Raw genomic sequence first — 18,675 nt, 5'->3', positions numbered from 1 at the left:
CGTGACCGAGGCCGCGGCCTGGGCCGATCAGCTGGTGGCGGCCGTTCGTGACGACCCCGCCGGGCGCCTGGCGCTGATGGAACGCTGCTACCACGGGCCGTTCGGCCAGGCGCCCCGGCACCTGCCGTTCCGGAGGGCGGCGCGGTCGTTCATGCGCTGGCAGCTGCGGCGGGGTGTGCTGCGACCGGACTCGCACGCGCGTCCCGGCAGCCCGTGGTGGCGCGCGGTGAACGAGCGCATCCTGCGCGACGGGTGCGAGGCGGTGGCGTTGAGCGGCGGGCTGGGTGGCCCGCCCTCGTCGCACACGGCCGCGCTGTGGCTGGCGTTCGCCCGCGATCCGACGGCACGGGCCTGGTACCGCGCGCACAACGGGAGCGTGGTCGCCGCCTACCTGGAGCACCGCGGCCTGGCCGAGGCGGAGAACGAGCCCGAGCGGTTCTTCATGAACGTCATCCTGTGCCGGGTGCTCTACACGCACGCCCTGGTGGCCGCGCCCCGGTTCTCGCTGGGCCGGCTGAGCGGTCTGGCGCCGGTGCTCGGCGATCCCAGGCTGGGCATGACGGGGATCTTCCTGCAGCTCTCGCGGGTGCTGCCGGACGAGTACCCGCTGCACGACCACGTTCCGCACTACCTCGCGCAGGAGCACGGGTTCGCGCGTCTCGTGGACTTCGGGATGATCGTGCCGAGGATGCAGCGGTTGTACGAGTGGTCGGCGGGGGAGCTCGCGGAGCCCGGGCTGCTCGGGTGCGTGCGGGACGGTGCGCTCACCTATGCGTGGCGGTACGAGGACCGGCAGGTCTGGGACCCGCCGCGGTCGGTGGTGCTTCCGGTGATCCACCGGCTCGTTCCGCCACTGAGCTAGTGCGGTGACCACAACCCGGTGAGGGTTGGTGGTCACCGCACTAGGGCGTTCCGAGCCTCGCCGAGGGCGGGGTGAGCACGCGGTCCCCGCCGATGACCGTCACCGCGACCGGCCGCTGCGGTTCGAGCACCGGTGCGGCTTGGGTCCAGCACCGCAGCAGGTGCGCGCACAACCGCGCCTCCAGCTCGACGGCCGCGGCCGCCGCGTGCAGGAGGTCCTGCGTCCGGGCGGGATTGGCGGACAGGTGCTCGCGGCACACGGTCAGCAACCGGCTCCACCGCTGTTCGGCGGTCTCCTGGACCTGCTCGGGCGGGCGGGACGGGAGTCCCAGCCGCTGCAGCCCGCGGGCGAGTCTGCGGTCCGACAGCAGGGAGATCGCGGCCGAGGCGGCCTGGTGGCCGGCGGCGGTGGCGGACTCCGCGTGGCCGAGGCCCAGCACGCGCATCGTGTTGTGCGCGGCGATGGCGACGGCGGGCACGCGTTCGACGACGGTGTGCCGGTCCGCCTGGCGGGCGAAGAGGGACTTCGCGGTGACGAGCTCGCGGATCTGGGCGGCGGTCGCCCTGTTCTCGATGAACGAGTAGAGCGCGGTGTGGCCCGCCCTCATCAGGCTGATGAGGTGGTCGCCGACCCGTGCGGGTGAGGCCGTGTCGCCGCCCGCCTCGCGGACCGCGGACGCGGTCATGGCGCGCAGCGCGGCCATCCAGTGCTCGCTCAGCACCGTCTGCCAGTTCAGGACCCCGGGCTGTTCGGGACGGTCCGGCGCCACGCCGTCGAAGCCGCCGTCGAGCATCTCGAGCGAGATCCACAGCGCCAGCTGGAAGTCCGCGTCGGTGACGAGGCGATCGGGTTCGGCGGCCGCCGGCGGTGACGGTGGCCTGCCCTGGTCGACGCCGAGGAGGACGGCGATGATGCCGGCGCTCAGCGGTCCGCGGGCGGTGGGCAACAACATGAACGCCTCCGACGGGTGATCCACAATCCCTTGATCACTTACCCGCCGCGCGACTCGCCAAACCCGTTGAGCGGGATTGATTTCCGGAGAGGTCCCCGAAGCGAGCCGATTGAGACGCGACCTGGCGGGGAAGCGCTTTCATGCTAGGTTCGGATGAGAGTGACATCACTCGAAACGGAGCAGCCCATGCCGGTGCTTTGGGGTGTGTCTTTCGATGCCACGGCCATGTCCGGCGTGGTGGTCGAATTCCTCAAAACCGCCAAATCCTTCACCGACCGCGGTTATCGCGTACATCTCGACCTCGGGTACGACATCAAGGCCGACAAAGGCCGTTTCTTCCACGGTTACCGGCACGAACGCGTGCCGGAATGGGTCACGCTCGACCGCGTGGACGGCGTGGCGGACATCGCCGGGTACGACCGGGAATTCGTGGCGGCGACGCTGGACTCCGTGCGCCGCGACGAGCCGCCCGACACCGATCGCGTCACCGCGGAGCTCGCCGACGCGATGGTGCGGACGTGGGAGGACCGCGGTGTCGAGCTCGTCATGGTCGAGAACGGCACGTTGCCGGAGAACGTCGCGTACACGAAGGCGCTCTACCAGGCCATCGCCACCTACGGCGCGAGACACGACCTCGGCCGGTACGTGCTGTGGCGCGACCACGACCTGATGTGGCAGAGCGAGCCGGTCAAGTACGGCAGCTTCCCTTATCCCGCAACGCCTCCGATGGTGAACTCGCCGCACGTCCACTACTTCGCGCTGCACGAGGAGGCGAAGCGGCGGACGCTGGAGTGGATGCCGCACCTGCGCAACCTGGACGTGCTGCCGAACACCTTCACCCCGCCGAGCCGCCCCGGCCGGCCGGACTTCCGCCGGCACTTCGGCATCGCGCCGGACGTCGGGCTCGTCGCCCGGTGCACCCGGATCATCCCGCAGAAGCGCATCGACCGGGACCTGCACCTGCTGGCCCTGCTCCCGGACACGTGCCTGTTCGTCGCGGGCGACACCGAGGAGGACCCGGCCGAGACGGCGAGGCTGCGGGCGCTGGCGGACGAGCTCGACGTCGATGTGGTGTTCGGCGGTGTGCTGGAGCCGTGCGAGTCGGCCGGGCCGGGATTCTCGGTGCGGGACCTGCTCGCGCACGCCGACGTCGTGTCGTTCCTGACGTCGTACGACTACGAGAGTTACGGCAACCCCATCGGTGAGGCGATCGCGGCCGGAGTGCCGTACATCGCGAGCCGCTACGCCCTGTACGACACGGTGTACGCGGGCTTCGAGGCGCCGGTGCTCGAGATCCTCGACCACGACCTGCCGACGCCGGAGTTCGCGCGGCAGGTGCACGAACTGATGACGAACGCGGAGAGGCGGGCGGAAGTGGTGGCGCACAACCGGCAGCTCGGCACGCAGACCCGTGAGGTCGCGGACGATCTGGTGAGCACGTTGTTCCCGCCGGCGATGGGGGCGGACGTCCGCGTCAGCGTCGTGCTGCCGGTGCTGAACGAGGCCGCGAACATCGAGGCCGTGCTGGCGTCGCTGCGCGACCAGGAGGACGTCGATCCCGGCACCTACGAGATCGTCCTGGTGGACAACAACTCCACGGACGACACGGTCGAGATCGCGCGCACGTTCGCCGAGAGCTCGCCGGTCGCCGTCCACGTGATCAGCGAACGAGAGCAGGGCGTGGCGTGCGCGCGCAGAGCGGGCATGGAGTTCGCGGTGCGCCGCAGCCGCCACCGCAAGGACCCGGGCGAGCGCTTCTACCTGCTGTCGGCCGACGCGGACTGCCGGGTGGACGGGCGGTGGATCACCGAGCTGCTGGCGGTGATGGACGAGGACAAGGCCGCGATCGGGGTGTGCGACTACTACTACAACGAAGAGCACTTCGTCGGCAGGCCACGGCTCTGGGACGCCATCCAGCGCACGTTGCGGTGCCGCGCGGTGACGTTCTCGTTGTTCGGCGGCTTCCCCGACGGCAAGGGCTTCGCCGTCGAGCGCGAGGCCTACGAGTCCGTGGGCGGCATCGAGATCTTCTACCAGCTGCAGGGCGGGCGGTTCGTGAACCACCTGTCCGACGACTGGGACTTCGGCATCCGGGTCCGCGGGTCCGGCCACGACATCGCCTACGCGCCGAATTCGAAGGTCGAGATCAACCCGCGCCGCGTCAACCACGCGATCGACGAGGTCATCTCCGGCCGCGCGTACGGCAGCGACGGCATCATCGTCATGCGCGACATCAGGCCGGAGGCGCCGGAGACGCCGCAGACCGCCGACCTCACGGAGGCCGAGGCCCTGCAGGCCTGGGAGTTCTCCATCAAGGACTTCACGCCGAAGAACACGATCCTGCCCGTCCTGCTCACCCCGTCGTTCCTGGACGAGGACGCCGTCGCCGAGTTCTTCGGCGAGGACCTGGCGGCCAGGCTCGGCACGCGCATCGCGGAGATCAAGGCCGAGATGAGCGTCGTGGACTTCGTCCCGATCCACTCCTACAAGACGCCGACGTACCGGCTGTACCTCGAGTTCCGCGACGAGATCTTCGCCCGCCTGCGCGCCGCGGTCGGCGAGGACATCGGGTTCCCGCCGCCGTTGCCGGAGTGCTTCGACGCGGTGCCGGAGGACAGGTTCGCCGAGTTCGTCAAGTACTACTGCGAGGACCGCGAGTCGGGAGAGGCGCACAACTACTTCGGCAATGGAGGCGTGTTCTGATGACTCGTGTTCTGACGCACGAAGAACCGAGGGTGTGGGCCGCTCTGCAGGACCCCGCGAACGCCCACCTGCTCGACTACGTCACCGAGGACCCGTTCGGGGCGCACGTGTTCCCGGGCAACGTGGAGGGGTACGGCGTCGGCGACTTCCTCGACGACCTGAGCGACCAGCTCACCACCACCGCTCCGATCCACCTCTGGTCCTACATCCCCACGTGCGCCTACAAGTGCCGCTTCTGCCAGTACCCGGTCGTGCTGGTCAAGGGCGGGCGCAACGAGGAGAAGCTGTCGCAGTGGGTGGACTGGAACATCCGCGAGGCGCGGCTGTGGCTGGACCGCGTACCGGAGCTGGCGAACGCCCCGGTCGGCGAGTTCAACGTCTTCGGTGGCACCCCGTCGTTGCTGCCGGAGAGGGACATCCGCCGGCTCCTCGACTTCTACCGCGAGAACTTCGGGTTCACCGAGGACACGACGATCCGCTTCGAGGGCGACCCGAGCACGTTCACCCCGGCGAAGCTCGAGACCCTGCGGGAACTGGGCTGCACCAAGCTGTCCAGCGGTGTGCAGTCGTTCGACGACGACGTGCTGCGCGAGTGCGGCCGTGAGCACTCGTCGCAGATGTGCGTCGACTTCGTGCGCAACGCCCAGGCGGCCGGGTTCGAGTGGATCAGCATCGACCTGATGTACGGCCTTCTCGACCAGACCGTCGACAGCGTCAGGCGCGACCTCGACGTGGTGCTGGAGAACGAGGTCACCGCCGTGGTGTGCACCAAGCTGCACCTGAAGTCCTACGCCGAGACCAGGACCGGGGTGGCGGGGGAGCAGCCGGCGCCGTGGCAGCTGCCGCAGTACCGCGAGAAGCTGGTGCGCGACGGGCACTTCTGGCCGACCCTGCAGGAGCAGTACCTGATGCGCGAGGTGCTGACCGACGGCCTGCGCGCCGCCGGGTACACCGAGCACCCCACGATGTACTTCGCCCGCGACGGCCTCGGTCCGGAGAAGTGGAAGTCCATCATGGTGGACCAGGACAAGCAGGAGGCCGAGGTCGCGATCGGACTGGGCGGCAGTTCGAGCTGCCGGGTGTCCGAGGCGATCACCGACGTGAACTGGAAGCACTACGCCCAGGCCGTCGAGGAGGGCAGGGTGCCGCTCGGGTCGGCCACCGGGTTCGACGCCACCGCGCGGGAGGCGAGGGCCGTCAAGATGGCGCTGTCGACCCTGCAGCCGGTGCGCGAGGACCTGCACCGGGCCCGTTACGGCCGCTCGTTGCAGGACAGCCCGTGGCGGGAGAAGTTCGGATCCCTCGCCGAACGCGGTCTCGTGTCGGTCGACGCCGGGGGAGTGTCGCTGACCGGCGACGGCGAGGTGCTGGTGGAAGCGATCATCAACACGGAGCTGTGACCGGCCTCAGAGCAGCGGCCAGGTGCGCAGGGCGGCGTCGGCGGTTCCCCGCAGCTCCTCCGCGCTGACACCGGTGGCGGCCTCCACGGCGATGCCCGACATCAGGGTGTGGAGGTAGCGGGCCAGCACGGCGGGATCGGCGCCCGCGGGCAGATCACCCTCGTCCGCGGCGCGCTGAAACCGTTCGTGCAGGCGCTCGAAACCGTTGGCACGCCACTGCGCGAGCAGGTCGCGCACCTCGCGCCCGCCCTCGCCCGTGGCCAGGGCGCCCTGCACGCCGAGGCACCCGCGCGGCAGCCCCGGGTCGGTGGTGGAGCAGATGACACCGCCCAGCATCGACCTGGCCACGTCGAGCGCGGTCGGCTCCGCCAGAGCCACCTGCGCGTAGGCGCTCATGCTGTTGTCGTAGCGCTCCAGCGCCTTGCGGAACAGCTGTTCCTTGTTGCCGAACGTCGCGTACATGCTGGCCGTGGAGATGCCCATCGCGTCGGTGAGGTTGGCCAGGCTGGACCCCTCGTAGCCGTGCTCCCAGAAGACCCGCAGGGCACGGCCGAGCGCCTCGTCGGCGTCGAACCCCCTGGGACGGCCGGTCGTCCGGCGCGGTGTGGCCTTCACGTCGTCAGTCTACGCCCTTCTGAAGCGATCGCTGCAGAACGTGCTACGGTCGAGTTCTGAAGTGATCGTTCTAAAACTGAGGGGCGGGTCCATGACCACCACGCTGATCACCGGGGCCAACAAGGGCATCGGCTACGAGACGGCCCGGCAACTGCTGGAGCTGGGGCACGTCGTCTACGTCGGCGCGCGGGACGTCGAACGGGGGGAGAAGGCGGCGGCGGAGCTCGGCGCGCGGTTCGTGCAGCTCGACGTGACCGACGACGCTTCGGTGGCGAAGGCGCTGGCGACCATCGAAGCCGAAGTGGGGCACCTCGACGTGCTGGTGAACAACGCGGGCGTGCTCGCCGCCGGGACCGTCGACGGCCCCACGGCCCTGAACGCCTTCGACACCAACGCCGTGGGCGTCGTCCGCGTCACCGAGGCCGCGCTTCCCCTGCTGCGCAAGTCGGAGAACCCGAACGTCGTCACCATCTCGAGCAGCCTGGGGTCGTTCTGGGCGGTCACCAACCCCGAACGGCCCGAGTACACCCTGCCGCTCGCCCTCTACGCGGCCTCCAAGGCCGCGGCGACCATGCTGACGGTCCAGTACGCCAAGGCGAATCCCGGCATCAAGTTCAACGCGATCGAGCCCGGCGCGACGGCCACCGACATGACCGCAGCCTTCGGGATCGGGCGGCCCGTCGAGGACAGCGCCGAGGTCGTCGTGCGGTTCGCGACGCTCGGGCAGGACGGCCCGACCGGGACGCTGCAGGACGAAACCGGGGAACTGCCCTGGTGAGTTCCCGCCCGCGGACCGGGATTCGGCCGGCGAGCTTGACTGGCGGGTCCCCGCTGCCCATCGTGTGCGGGTGACTGCAGCGGAAGAACGTTCGACCGACGTCGTGATCGTCGGTGCCGGCTACGCGGGGCTGGCCGCCGCGTCCCGGCTCTCGGCAGCCGGGCTCGGCGTCGTCGTCCTGGAGGCCGCGGACCGCGTGGGCGGCAGGGCGTTCAGCGAGGACCTGCCGTCCGGGGTGCGCGTCGACCACGGCGCGCAGTGGATCGGCCCGTCGCAGCAACGGTTCCACGAGCTCGCCGCGCGGTTCGGCCGCACGACGTTCCCGACGTGGGACACGGGCAAGCACGTGGAGATCTGGCACGACGGCACCCGCACCGACCACTCCGGCGTCCTGCCGAACACCGGTCCCGGCATCGCCGAGTACGGGCGCGTCACCGCGGTGCTCGACGAGCTCGCGCGCACCGTCGACGTGGAAGAGCCGTGGCGCACCCCGGAGTTCGCGGAGTTCGACGCGCAGTCCGCCGAGGACTTCTTCCTCGCGCAGACGCACGACGAGGACGCGCACCGCCGGCTCGCGCTCGCCGTGCAGAGCCTGTGGTGCTGCGAGCCCAGGGAGATCTCGTTCTTCCACGTCCTGTTCTGCCTGGCTTCCGCGGGCGGTTTCGAGAAGGTCGCGGAGACCGTCGGGTTCGCGCAGGGCTCCCGGCTCACCGGCGGAGGGGACGCGGTCGCCGTGGCGCTCGCGGAGTCGTTGCCCGGAGTCGTGCGGCTCGGTGAACCGGTCCTGACGATCCGGCACACCCCCGACGGCGTCGAGGCCGTCACCGGCGGGGGAGTCGTGCGGGCGCGGCGGGCGATCGTCACCGTGCCCTCGGCCGCCCTGGAGAAGATCGCCTTCGAGCCGGCGCTCCCGCCCGCGCGGCGCGGCTGGTCGGGCTACACGCCGATGGGCCGGGTCGCGAAGGTGCACGCGGTCTACGAGGAACCGTTCTGGCGCAAGAAGGAACGCTCGGGCATCGCCGCGTTCTCGAGCCGCGGCCCGGTGGGCGCGGTGTTCGACAACTCGCCGGAGGACGGCTCGCGCGGTGTGCTCGTCGCGGTCCTGCACGGAGACCGCGTCGACGGCTGGGTCACGGCACCCGACTCGGTCCGGCGCGCCGACGTGCTCGCCGCGCTGAACGAGGTGGCCGGTCCGCGAGCGCGGATGCCGATCGACTACGCCGAGATGGCGTGGTCCGAGGACGGCTGGACCATCGGCGGCCACGGTTGTTACGTGACTCCCGGCGGTTGGGCGGAACACGGCGAGCACGGCTGGCGCGCGCCGACCGGCACCCTGCACTGGGCGGGGGCCGAGACCTCGTCGGTCTGGAACGGCTACGTCGAGGGCGCGATCGTGTCCGGCGAACGTGCCGCCGACGAGGTCGTGATCGCCTTCAAGAACAGCGAAGAGAGCTGACCTCAATGGCCGACTGTTCCAAGTGCGGAAAAGCGTGAATGGAGTTCTGCAAACGGTCGCACTTCCCTAATTCACATATCTGATTTTCACGTACTCGAACGTTTTCGCGAATTGCATGCGAATCGTTGACGCCGACTGAGGAACTATTCACAATTCGTCTCCACGGTGTGAGCCGCCCCACAACCGTGGACCGGACTGTTCCTTGGAGGCAAACGTGTCCCGAAGTCAAAGCCTGCGACGAGCCGTCGTGCTCGGCACCGCGGGCGCACTCGCCGCGGCGGGCATCGCCGTGCTGGTGAACGCGGCCGGTGCGGCGCCCGGCGCGGGTGCGCTCACCGGTCTGGACACGTCGGCGGGCAACCGCCGGGCGCCCGTCAGCGGGTTGTACGACTGGAGCAGGGCCGGGTACCGGGGCGGTGAGAACCTCCCCGGCGCCGGGGAGGTCAACCCCAGCGCGGCCTGCCAGATCACCGCCGCGGAGCTCGCGAGCCAGCACGGGGTGAAGCCGGGCGACGGCCAGGACGACTCGGCCGGGCTGCAGGCGGCCATCGACTCGATCAAGGCGACCTGCTCGCCGACGGCCAGTCACACGAAGCTCAGCCTGATCACGCTGCCCGCCGGTGAGCTGGCCGTGTCGCGGGAACTGCACGTGGACGCCGACCACCTGATCATCCGCGGTGCGGGCAAGGACGCCACGAAGATCACGTTCCGGCCGGACGCGAACACCCTCTACGACTCCCTCACCCCGGACGGTTCGGACTGGGACGAGGACGGCATGACCTCGGGCGCGGGCAAGGGCGGCTGGCTGTGGCCGGGCCGCGGCCTGTTCCGCGTGCAGTCACGAGGCGTCGACCCGAGCTACGCGAGCGACCACGCGGCGGCCCCGGAGAACCGCAAGGACATCTTCGAGGGCACGGTCAACGTGCACTGGAAGGTCGGCGCGAAGGTGGCCGTGGCCGCGAAGGCCGGTGACCGCACTATCAGCGTGCAGTCGGCGACCAGGATCAAGGCCGGCTCGTTCGTGAACGTGCGCGCCGCGAACTCGGTCAAGTTCTACGAGCAGCAGCAGGCGACCGGCGCCGGTTTTCCGCTGCTGAACATGCACATGCGGCAGCAGATCTTCACCGTCACCTCGGTCTCGGGCAACGTCGTGACGCTCGACAAGCCACTGGAGTTCGACGTCCCGGTCAACTCGACCTCGGACGGTTCCGCTCCGATCGACGGCACGCCGTACGACTCCAAGGTGTCGCCGCTGGTCGACCCCGTCGAGGGCGTCGGCTTCGAGGACTTCGGCTTCACGCAGGCCATGCCCGGTCTCAACCAGGCCGACTCGATCAACAACTACGGCAACATGGCTCCGGCCGCCGAGATGCACGGCATCGTCTTCAAGTGGGCGGCCAACTCCTGGGTCAAGGGGATCCGCGCGGAGATGACGGGCTCGCACCCGATCGTCACCGAGGAGGCCAAGAACCTGCAGATCGTCGACAACGTGCTCGACGGTTCGTGGAACAAGGGCAAGGGCGGCAACGGTTACTTCCGCGGCTCACGCGTCTGGGACTCGCTCTACGCGGGCAACACCTCGCGCAACCTGCGGCACTTCACGTTCCAGTGGTCGGCCTCGGGCAACGTCGTGATCGGCAACGACTTCGACTCCGACCTGAACCTGCACGGCGGCTGGGAGCGCAACAACCTGTTCGAGCTGAACACCGTGCGCGTGCCCTACGCGCACCGCTCCGCAAACTGCCGTGCCAACTGCGGTGAGGAGGGCGGCGGCGGGCCCGACAACTCCAACTGGTTCCCGATCTGGTGGGGCGCGGGAAAGAAGGCCGTCAAGTGGTCCGGGGCGTCCGGTCCCCGCAACGTCTTCTTCAACAACACCATGACCAAGCAGACGGCGACCGGCGGCCCGTTCACCGACTTCTATGCCGACCGCTCGCGGATCTACCAGTTCGGCTGGAACGGCAGCGCCTACCAGCACCTCGACATCGGCGGCACGCCCATCACCGACTGGGCCACCAACGAGCAGCGCGACTTCACCGGCGGCCACGGCGTGGACGCCACGAAGACGGACCCGGCCGCGTCGCTGTTCCTCCGCTCCGCCGACGGAACCCCGCCGACCAGCACCACCACGTCGACCACGACCACCACCACTCCGCCGGCGGGCTCGTGCCTCACCGCCGAGGTCACCCAGACCTCGGTGTGGAACGGCGGCTACGGCGCCGATGTGACGCTCACGAACGGCTGTGCGACCGCGACGACGTCCTGGACGGTCGAGTTCGACCTGCCGGCAGGCACCAAGGTCAGCAGCTCGTGGAGTTCGGTGCGGACGAACACCGGCCAGCACTACAGGTTCACGAACGCGGGTTTCAACGGTGCCGTCAAACCGGGCGCCAGCACCAAGTTCGGCTTCAACGCCTCGGGCGTCGGCCTCCCCACCGGCTGCACGCTGAACGGCAACCCCTGCGGAGGCAACCGATGAGCACCCGAGCACTCGCGCTCGCCGTGGGCGCCGCGACCCTCGCGGCACTGCTGAGCAGCGCGCCCGCGCAAGCGGCACCCGTGCTGAAGGCGGCGGTCACCCAGACCTCCGTGTGGAACGGCGGCTACGGCGCGGACGTGACGATCACCAACTCCGGTGACACCGCGAGCACGTCCTGGACGATCGAGTTCGACCTCCCGTCAGGCACCACGATCACCAGCTCCTGGAGTTCGGTGCGGACGAACACCGGCCAGCACTACAAGTTCACCAACGCGGGCTTCAACGGTGCCGTCAAACCAGGCGCCAGCACGAAGTTCGGCTTCAACGCCTCCGGTGGCAGCCTGCCCGTGAACTGCACGATCAACGGCGCGTCGTGCGGCGGCACGACCCCGCCCACCGACACGCAGGCACCCACCGTGCCCGCCGGTCTGCGGTCCACGGGGGTGACGTCGAGCTCGGTGTCGCTCGCGTGGACGGCCTCCACCGACAACGTCGGCGTCACCGGTTACGAGGTGTTGCGGGGCGGCGCGGTCAGCACGACCACGACCGGAACGTCGGCCACGATCAGCGGCCTGTCGCCGGCCACCGCCTACTCGTTCTCCGTGCGCGCCAAGGACGCGGCGGGCAACACGTCGGCGGCGAGCACGGCGGTGAGCGCCACCACCAGTCCGGGCAGCGGCGGCGGCACCACCGTCGACGTCTCGACCGCGGCACAGCTGCAGGCCGCACTGGCCGCGGCGACCCCCGGCCAGACGATCAGGCTCGCGGCGGGCACCTACCGCGGCTCGTTCGTCGTCAACGGCCGCGCGGGCACCGCGTCGCAGCCCATCACCCTGACCGGCCCGCGCAGCGCCGTGATCATCAACGACGGCCCGTCCGGCGAGGCCCCGTCCTGCCCCGCGCCTGCGGCGGGCTGGGACTCGGGCTACGGCCTGTGGGTCTTCGGCTCCCCGCACTGGAACCTCACCGGGTTCACCGTGCAGGAGTCGAAGAAGGGCATCGTCCTCGACAACTCGCACCACACCACGATCGACTCGGTCTCGGTGCACCACCTCGACGAGGAGGCCGTCCACTTCCGGCGTTCCTCCGCCGACGGCGTGATCCGCAACTCCACGATCACCGACACCGGCCTGGTGCAGCAGGGTTACGGCGAGGGCGTGTACCTCGGCTCCGCCAACTCCAACTGGGCCTGCCACGGCAACAACGGCGGCATCGACCGCAGCGACCGGATCCAGGTGCTCAACAACAAGATCGGCCCGAACGTCGCGGCCGAGGCGATCGACGTCAAGGAGGGCACCTACGACGGCGTGATCCGCGGCAACACCTTCGACGGCCAGGGCATCACCGGCCAGAACTCGGCCGACTCGTGGGTCGACGTCAAGGGCATCGGCTACCTGATCGAGGACAACACCGGCACGTTCCGCAGCCCCGGCACCTTCGCGCACGGCTACGAGACCCACAACACCAGCACCACCCCGGCCCTGCCCAACGGGTGCGGCAACACGTGGCGCGGCAACCGTTCCGACCTCGGCGGTGTGGGCCAGTACGCCATCAACGTCACCTCGGTGTCGAAGTGCTCGGCGCTGCCCAACGTCGTGTACGCGTCGAACACCGTGACCGGGGCGGTGAAGGGCCTCACCAACGCACCCGTCACCCCGTAATGCTCCTAAGTGGACCGCGCCCGGCGTCAGTCGCCGGGCGCGGCCGCACGGGCGGCGCGCGCGGACAGTGCGGCGAACGCGTCCCGCAGCTCCCGAGGTCCCACCACCTCGACCTCGCAGTCGAAGCGCAGGAGGTTCGCGGCGAGCGCGGCCCACGACCACGCGCCGGTCAGCAGCCGGGTCCGGCCGGTCCCGGCCTCCGACGCGGTGTCACCGCCGACGAACGGCGCCACCTCGGCCAGCGGCAGGTCGAGGACCACCTCGCCACGACACGGCCACGCGTTGGTGTCCGAACCCTTGAACCGCGCGGCCAGGAAGTCCGCGACGTCACCACCGGGCACTTGGCGGGGCGTGAACCGCGGCCCGTTGGGGACGCGCAACGTCATCCGGTCGGCGCGATAGGTCCGCCAGTCCTCGCGTTCCGCACTCCACCCGACGAGGTACCAACGCCCCGACCGGACCACGAGGTGGTGCGGCTGCACGCGGCGCGGCGGTCCGGCGGACTCGGTCCGGCCGGGGGAGGCGTAGTCGAACCGCAGCTCCTCGCACGCGCGGACGGCGCCGCTGAGCGCGAGCAGCACCTCGGTGTCGACCTGCGTGCCCCGTCCGGCCGGCTCGATCTCCAGCGAGTCGATGCGCTGCCGCAGCCGTGACGGCATGACCTGCCGCACCGTCGTGAGCGCCCGCGCGGCGGCCTCCTCGATGCCCGCGCCCGTACCGACGGCGATCTTCAGTGCCACGGCGAGCGCGACCGCCTGGTCCTCGTCGAACAGCAGTGGAGGCATCTGGCTGCCCGCTTCGAGCCGGTAGCCGCCGTCGGGTCCCTTGACCGCGTGCACGAGGTAGCCGAGCTCGCGCAGCCGGTCGACGTCGCGCCGCACCGTGCGTTCGCTGACGCCCAGCCGCTCGGCCAGCGTCAGGCCGGGCCAGTCGCGCCGGACCTGCAGCAGGGACAGCAACGACAGCAGGCGGCCCGACGTGGTGGTGGAACTCGCGATCGGCATGTTTTCAGCTTGGCACAAGTAGCGGACGTTCCCTGTCCGCTACTGCTGACAAAGTTCCTCTCATGTCACTCAACGCAGTTGCCCACCTGAACTTCCGCGGCCAGGCCCGGGAGGCGCTCGAGTTCTACCGCTCCGTGTTCGGCGGGCAGATCAACGTCGTCACCTACGCCGACTTCGGCATGCCCGCCGAGGTGCCCGGCGCCAAGAACGTCGTGTTCGGCGAGGTCGTGGCCGAGAACGGCTTCCGCGTCCTCGCCTACGACGTGCCCGGATCCGAGGAGCCGATCGCGACCGGCGAGCCCACCACCCGCCGCGAGAACGGCACCACGATCACGAAGGAGCCGTTCTTCCTGTCGATCGGCGGCGAGTCCGTCGACGAGGTCAAGCCGATCTGGGACGGCCTGTCCGCCGGTGCGTCGGTGATCGAGGAGTTCGGCCCCTCCCAGTTCGCGGCCGGGTTCGGCATGCTCGCCGACCGGTTCGGCGTGACCTGGATCGTCCAGGCCTGAGTCAGGGCCTGAAGGCGCGGCGCACCGTGTCGGCGAGTGCGCCGCGCCGGCGTTCGTGGTCCGCGTCGTCGTCGGACGTGGTCGCTGTGAAGAAGAGGCTGGCGGGCGACCAGGTGAGGGCGAGCATGGACACCATGGCGAGCACGTCACCCGGTTCCAGCGACGGGTCGATGCGCCCGGCCCGCTGCTCGTCCGCGATGGCCGCCAGCTTCTGCCCGGTCTCCTCGGGCATCGAGGTGACCAGCACACCCGCCGGAATCCTCTCCAGCCTGGCCCAGGTCGCCAGGCGCACCAGGTTCGGCCTGGTCAGACAGGAGTCGTAGAGGGCGACGGCGTAGCCGGGCAGGTCGTCGGCGGTGAACGGCACGGCGGTGACGAGCGCGTCGGCGTGGCTCTGGAACACCGTGTCGAACAGGCGGTCCTTGTCGCCGAAGTAGGCGTAGAGCTGCGCTTTGTTCGCCTTGGCGTTGGCGGAGATCCGGTCGACCCTGGCGCCCGCGATGCCGTGCGTCGCGAACTCTTCCGCCGCCGCGTCCAGCAGACGCTGCCGTGTGGCTTTGCCGTCGTTCATCCGCACATGGTAACTAACCCGTTGGTTTGCGCGATCGGTCAACACCTGATTACCTGGAGGAGTAACTAACTAGTTTCTTTTAGTCAAGGGACGTGGTTGACGTGCAGGTTCGGGCATACGCGGCACACGAAGCCGGAGCGTCGCTGCGGCCGTACGAGTACGACAGCGGGCCGTTGGGGGCGAACGAGGTCGACGTGCGGGTGACGCACGGCGGCATCTGCCACACCGACGTCAGCCTGATCGACGACGAGTTCGGCGTCTCGCGCTACCCGCTGGTCGCGGGCCACGAGGCGATCGGCGTCGTGCACGCGGTCGGCGACGCGGTCGTGGGGTTGTCGGCGGGGCAGCGCGTGGGCGTCGGCGCCATCGCCGGCTCCTGCTTCCACTGCGAGTGGTGCGTCAGCGGTCGGACCAACCTCTGCCCGGCCAGGGACGACACCGTGCTGCGCGGCGACCGCGGCGCGTTCGCCGATCACGTGCGGGCGAGCGACTGGCGGCACGTGCACCCGATCCCCGACGCGATCCCGTCGGCGCAGGCGGCCCCGCTGCTGTGCGCGGGCACCACCGTCTTCTCGCCGCTCCTGGTCAACGGTGTGCTGCCCACGCACCGCGTCGCGGTCGTCGGGATCGGCGGCCTGGGCCACCTCGCCCTCCAGTTCCTGGCCGCGTGGGGCTGCGACGTCACCGCCATCTCGACCACGGCCACCAAGAGGGCCGACGCGGAACGCTTCGGCGCGACCGGGTTCATCGCCTCCGGTGAGGAGGGCGCGCTGCGGGCGGCGGCGGGCTCGTTCGACTTCGTCCTGTCCACGGTCTCCGCGAACCTGCCCTGGGACGACTACGCCGGCCTCCTGCGCCCGCAGGGGAAGCTGTGCGTCGTCGGCGTGCCGGACCAGCCCATCGCGTTCTCGCCGATGAGCCTGGTACCCGCCGCCAAGCACGTCGCGGGCGGCATCGTCGGGTCCGCCGCGCACACCCGGCAGATGCTGGACTTCGCCGCACGGCACGACATCCGGGCCGAGGTCGAGACGTTCCCGGTGGCGGAGTTCGAGAAGGCGCTCGGCCGCGTCCGCGAGGGGAGCTCGCGGTACCGGGCCGTCGTCGAGTTCGAGTGACGCGGCTACCGGCCGGGCTTCGCGGCCACCCAGCCCTCGACGCCGTCGAGGAACCGGTCCACCCCGAAGCCGAGCTCGAACGGCAGGGCGTCGTCGTCCGCGTGCCCGGCACCGGCGACCTCCGCGGCGTGCACGGCGGTCAGCGCCGGGTAGACCTCCGGGTCGAGCAGCTCCGCGACGGCGTGGGTGAGACCGGCGTCCCCGTTCTCCGCGGTCAGGTTCATGCTGATCTGCGCGGTCCCGCGGACGAGCGCGGTCAGGTGCAGGGCCGCCGCCCTCGCCTCGCCGCCGACGAGGCCTGCCGCCAGCAGGGGGCCCAGCAGGCGGTCGAGCCAAGCGAGCTGGTGGGGGCCGACGGGCGCGTGTTCCAGGGGCACGCGCAGGATCCAGGGGCGGGTGTGGAAACCGGCCCACAGCGCGCCGACCCACTGCCGGACCTGGTGCCGGTGGTCCGCGGCGGCGTCGAGCTCCGGGGGAGCGCCCGCGCCGACGTCGGCCGCCACCTCCAGCAGCAGGTCCTTGCTGGGGACGTGGTTGTAGAGCGACATCGTCGAGTAGCCGAGCTCGGTGGCGACCCGCTGCATGGACAGCGCCTCCAGCCCGTCGGCGTCCGCCACCCGGACCGCGGCCTGCGCGATCAGCTCCACGCTGAGCCGGGACCGGGGACCGCGCTTGCCGGGAGTGCGGCCCGCCCACAGCAGCGTGAGGCTGCTCTGCAGGTCAGGGCCCTTGCTGTCACGTGTCGTCATGCGCCGTCCCGTTCGAGGTGTCAGGTGCCATCCTAAAACTATGTACGTCATACGTTTCTATGTATGGTGTACGTAGTTTCTCGCTGGCCCCTCCACGAACGGATCGTCATGACCACCACCACCCCTCTGCCCAAGACCGCCTGGTGGCGGCGGCCCTGGATCGTGCCGCTGATGCTGGTGGTCGCGGCCTTCCTGGCGTTCTCCGTGCCGCCCTACCTGACGTTCGACCCCGCCCACTCCCGGCTGGAGCCGCCGCGGGGCAACGACCTCTACTACCCGCTGCTCGTCGCGCACGTCCTGTTCGGCACCGTCGCGATGGCGACCGCCTGCTTCCAGGTGTGGCCCGCGTTCCGCGCGCGTCATCGGGCAGGGCACCGGATCACCGGCCGGATCTACGTCTACGCCGGTGCGCTGCCGGCCGGGGTGCTCGGCCTGTACATCGGCTGGCACACCTCGGCGGGGCCGTCGGTGCTGGTGGCGAACCTCGTGGGATCGGCGCTGTGGCTGGTCGTCACGGTCCACGGACTGCGGACGGCGCTGCTGCGGCGCTACGACGAGCACCGCAGGTGGATGTCCCGCAGCTTCGCGCTCGCGATGTCGATCGCGCTGAGCCGGGTCATCAACGTCCCGGTGATGATCGTGCTGACGCCCCAGGTCGACTCCGCGTTCGGCGGCAACGAGGAGCTGATGCGGAACACCGCGACGAGCATCGGTGTCTGGCTCAGCCCGTTGCTCCTGCTGTTGCTCACGGACTGGATCCTGGAACGGCGCAAGGGCCGGCGGCCGGCCCGGGAGCGAAGCGCCCCCGAGCCGGCCGTCGTTCAGCAGTGGTCGAACGCGTAACCCGACTGGCCCGGCCCGACGAGGTAGCGGTCGCGCAACGTCGTGGTGGCCGGGGTGTCCGGGTCGTTGCAGACGTCCTCGAACGTGCCGCGCAGGTCATCGGTGTACTCGATGTCCATCGTGCGTGAGCCGTACACGTCGGAGTAGGACGAGCACTCCTCCCAGCGGTGGCACTCCTCCGAGACCGCGAAGTCGAAGCCGACCTCGGAGCGTCCGCGCGCGGCCTGCTCGGCCGAGTTCTTCTGGCCGATCGCGAGACCCCGGTTGTGGGTGCGGTCGGCCAGCAGCTTGGCGTAGGCCAGGTTGTTGTTCACGCTCAGCTTGCCCTTGGACCGCAGGTAGGAGTCGAGGTTGTCGACCTCGACGGCCTTGAAGCCCTTGTTCGCGCACGTGTCGATCGTCGCGCCGATGATGCCGGCGAGCTCGGTGCGCTTGGCCGACGTCGAGGTGTCGAGCAGGAACTCGTCCGGCCAGTTCGGGTCGATGATCGGGTTGCCGCGCGAGTCCTTGAGGATCAGGTGCCCGCGCTGGTTCAGCCACACGCCGCGGTCACCCGGCTGCGTCTGGAAACCGTTGACGTAGCAGATGTTGTAGATGCCAGGCGCCGGTGACGCGGTGGCGTCGCGGGTCACGAGGTTCACGCCCCGGGGAGGCGTGTACGCCGCGCCGAGCTGGTAGTCGAGCACGGCACCGGCCGGAGGCAGCTCCACCGCCGCCGCGGAGATGCCTTCGGTCGCGCCGGCCGAGGTCAGGGGGCCGGCCACGCAGGCCGCGAACGCCAGTGCGGCGAGGGCGGTGCCGGTGAGGGCGCGTGCAGGGGAGGTCATAGGCGCCTGTCTCCTTGATCGATCAGAAGTGGTGATCGGGTCTGAGCGACTGTAGCGAGAAGGCCTCGGGGGAGCCAGCAAACAATCTCATTCGGTCAGAATGCTTGCTTGTTTGAGCGATTCGCGCTTAGTGTTCGCGACCACACAGCCG

General features: G+C 70.1%; 16 protein-coding genes. 10 read left to right on the top strand and 6 right to left on the bottom strand.

Features of this window, described 5'->3' with window-relative positions; genetic code table 11:
• Position 1: 1 nt before the first annotated feature.
• Positions 2–862, top strand: coding sequence for a hypothetical protein (locus IE307_RS00245; RefSeq protein WP_191295398.1), 861 nt, complete (start codon positions 2–4; stop codon positions 860–862).
• Between the two features lie 40 nt (positions 863–902).
• On the opposite strand, the gene IE307_RS00240 is transcribed toward IE307_RS00245, so the two are convergent.
• Entirely contained in the window at positions 903–1,814 is a 912-nt protein-coding gene (locus IE307_RS00240) for a hypothetical protein (protein ID WP_191295397.1), read from the bottom strand.
• Positions 1,815–2,000: 186 nt separating this feature from the next.
• On the opposite strand from IE307_RS00240, the gene IE307_RS00235 reads away from it, so the two are divergent.
• Positions 2,001–4,517: a glycosyltransferase gene (locus IE307_RS00235; RefSeq protein ID WP_229904239.1), complete on the top strand. Its 2,517-nt coding sequence runs from the start codon at positions 2,001–2,003 to the stop codon at positions 4,515–4,517.
• Entirely contained in the window at positions 4,517–5,917 is a 1,401-nt protein-coding gene (locus IE307_RS00230; RefSeq protein WP_191295396.1) for a radical SAM protein, read from the top strand. The genes IE307_RS00235 and IE307_RS00230 overlap by 1 nt, the downstream gene beginning before the upstream one ends.
• 6 nt (positions 5,918–5,923) lie before the next feature.
• Here IE307_RS00230 and IE307_RS00225 read toward each other — a convergent pair whose 3' ends face one another.
• Positions 5,924–6,532, bottom strand: a complete 609-nt coding sequence (locus tag IE307_RS00225; protein ID WP_191295395.1) for a TetR/AcrR family transcriptional regulator — start codon at positions 6,530–6,532, stop codon at positions 5,924–5,926.
• Between the two features lie 91 nt (positions 6,533–6,623).
• Between IE307_RS00225 and IE307_RS00220 the strand changes: the two genes are divergently transcribed.
• The 4 genes from IE307_RS00220 to IE307_RS00205 all read left to right on the top strand — a co-directional run bounded on the left by IE307_RS00220 (position 6,624) and on the right by IE307_RS00205 (position 12,906).
• Positions 6,624–7,310 carry an SDR family NAD(P)-dependent oxidoreductase gene (locus tag IE307_RS00220; protein WP_191295394.1) on the top strand — a complete coding sequence of 229 codons (687 nt, stop codon included), beginning with the start codon at positions 6,624–6,626 and terminating at the stop codon, positions 7,308–7,310.
• Between the two features lie 70 nt (positions 7,311–7,380).
• Positions 7,381–8,766, top strand: coding sequence for a flavin monoamine oxidase family protein (locus IE307_RS00215; protein WP_229904238.1), 1,386 nt, complete (start codon positions 7,381–7,383; stop codon positions 8,764–8,766).
• 214 nt (positions 8,767–8,980) lie between these two features.
• The gene (locus IE307_RS00210) at positions 8,981–11,245 is read left to right on the top strand and encodes a cellulose binding domain-containing protein (protein ID WP_191295392.1); all 2,265 of its coding nucleotides are present in this window, start codon (positions 8,981–8,983) and stop codon (positions 11,243–11,245) included.
• Positions 11,242–12,906 carry a cellulose binding domain-containing protein gene (locus IE307_RS00205; protein WP_191295391.1) on the top strand — a complete coding sequence of 555 codons (1,665 nt, stop codon included), beginning with the start codon at positions 11,242–11,244 and terminating at the stop codon, positions 12,904–12,906. Before IE307_RS00210 ends, IE307_RS00205 begins: the two co-directional genes overlap by 4 nt.
• Positions 12,907–12,932: 26 nt before the next feature.
• Here IE307_RS00205 and IE307_RS00200 read toward each other — a convergent pair whose 3' ends face one another.
• Positions 12,933–13,910: a helix-turn-helix transcriptional regulator gene (locus tag IE307_RS00200; protein ID WP_191295390.1), complete on the bottom strand. Its 978-nt coding sequence runs from the start codon at positions 13,908–13,910 to the stop codon at positions 12,933–12,935.
• Between the two features lie 62 nt (positions 13,911–13,972).
• Here IE307_RS00200 and IE307_RS00195 point away from each other — a divergent pair, with 62 nt between their 5' ends.
• Positions 13,973–14,419 carry a VOC family protein gene (locus IE307_RS00195; protein WP_191295389.1) on the top strand — a complete coding sequence of 149 codons (447 nt, stop codon included), beginning with the start codon at positions 13,973–13,975 and terminating at the stop codon, positions 14,417–14,419.
• 1 nt (position 14,420) lies between these two features.
• On the opposite strand, the gene IE307_RS00190 is transcribed toward IE307_RS00195, so the two are convergent.
• Positions 14,421–14,990 carry a TetR family transcriptional regulator gene (locus IE307_RS00190; protein WP_191295388.1) on the bottom strand — a complete coding sequence of 190 codons (570 nt, stop codon included), beginning with the start codon at positions 14,988–14,990 and terminating at the stop codon, positions 14,421–14,423.
• A 101-nt stretch (positions 14,991–15,091) separates the two neighbouring features.
• Between IE307_RS00190 and IE307_RS00185 the strand changes: the two genes are divergently transcribed.
• Entirely contained in the window at positions 15,092–16,105 is a 1,014-nt protein-coding gene (locus IE307_RS00185; protein WP_191295387.1) for an NAD(P)-dependent alcohol dehydrogenase, read from the top strand.
• Positions 16,106–16,110: 5 nt separating this feature from the next.
• Here IE307_RS00185 and IE307_RS00180 read toward each other — a convergent pair whose 3' ends face one another.
• On the bottom strand, positions 16,111–16,854 hold the full coding sequence (locus tag IE307_RS00180) for a TetR/AcrR family transcriptional regulator (protein ID WP_191295386.1): 744 nt from the start codon (positions 16,852–16,854) through the stop codon (positions 16,111–16,113).
• A 108-nt stretch (positions 16,855–16,962) separates the two neighbouring features.
• On the opposite strand from IE307_RS00180, the gene IE307_RS00175 reads away from it, so the two are divergent.
• Complete coding sequence (locus tag IE307_RS00175) at positions 16,963–17,697, top strand: DUF2306 domain-containing protein (protein ID WP_229904237.1); 735 nt, start codon at positions 16,963–16,965, stop codon at positions 17,695–17,697.
• Here the strand turns inward: IE307_RS00175 and IE307_RS00170 are convergent.
• Complete coding sequence (locus IE307_RS00170; RefSeq protein WP_191295385.1) at positions 17,676–18,524, bottom strand: endo alpha-1,4 polygalactosaminidase; 849 nt, start codon at positions 18,522–18,524, stop codon at positions 17,676–17,678. The genes IE307_RS00175 and IE307_RS00170 overlap by 22 nt on opposite strands.
• Between the last annotated feature and the right edge of the window lie 151 nt (positions 18,525–18,675).

Origin of the sequence: Lentzea cavernae (assembly GCF_014653695.1) — a bacterium.
Classification (GTDB): Bacteria; Actinomycetota; Actinomycetes; order Mycobacteriales; family Pseudonocardiaceae; genus Lentzea; species Lentzea cavernae.
The sequence above is the reverse complement of the archived record's forward strand: the minus strand, read 5'-3'. Positions and strand labels throughout refer to the sequence as shown.

Excerpts from the sequence above, each read along its gene's own strand:
- IE307_RS00240 (WP_191295397.1), bottom strand. The coding sequence starts at position 1,814 with ATGTTGTTGCCCACCGCCCGCGGACCGCTGAGCGCCGGCATCATCGCC.
- IE307_RS00235 (WP_229904239.1), top strand. The coding sequence starts at position 2,001 with ATGCCGGTGCTTTGGGGTGTGTCTTTCGATGCCACGGCCATGTCCGGC.
- IE307_RS00230 (WP_191295396.1), top strand. The coding sequence starts at position 4,517 with ATGACTCGTGTTCTGACGCACGAAGAACCGAGGGTGTGGGCCGCTCTG.
- IE307_RS00220 (WP_191295394.1), top strand. The coding sequence starts at position 6,624 with ATGACCACCACGCTGATCACCGGGGCCAACAAGGGCATCGGCTACGAG.
- IE307_RS00205 (WP_191295391.1), top strand. The coding sequence starts at position 11,242 with ATGAGCACCCGAGCACTCGCGCTCGCCGTGGGCGCCGCGACCCTCGCG.
- IE307_RS00200 (WP_191295390.1), bottom strand. The coding sequence starts at position 13,910 with ATGCCGATCGCGAGTTCCACCACCACGTCGGGCCGCCTGCTGTCGTTG.
- IE307_RS00195 (WP_191295389.1), top strand. The coding sequence starts at position 13,973 with ATGTCACTCAACGCAGTTGCCCACCTGAACTTCCGCGGCCAGGCCCGG.
- IE307_RS00190 (WP_191295388.1), bottom strand. The coding sequence starts at position 14,990 with ATGAACGACGGCAAAGCCACACGGCAGCGTCTGCTGGACGCGGCGGCG.
- IE307_RS00180 (WP_191295386.1), bottom strand. The coding sequence starts at position 16,854 with ATGACGACACGTGACAGCAAGGGCCCTGACCTGCAGAGCAGCCTCACG.
- IE307_RS00175 (WP_229904237.1), top strand. The coding sequence starts at position 16,963 with ATGACCACCACCACCCCTCTGCCCAAGACCGCCTGGTGGCGGCGGCCC.
- IE307_RS00170 (WP_191295385.1), bottom strand. The coding sequence starts at position 18,524 with ATGACCTCCCCTGCACGCGCCCTCACCGGCACCGCCCTCGCCGCACTG.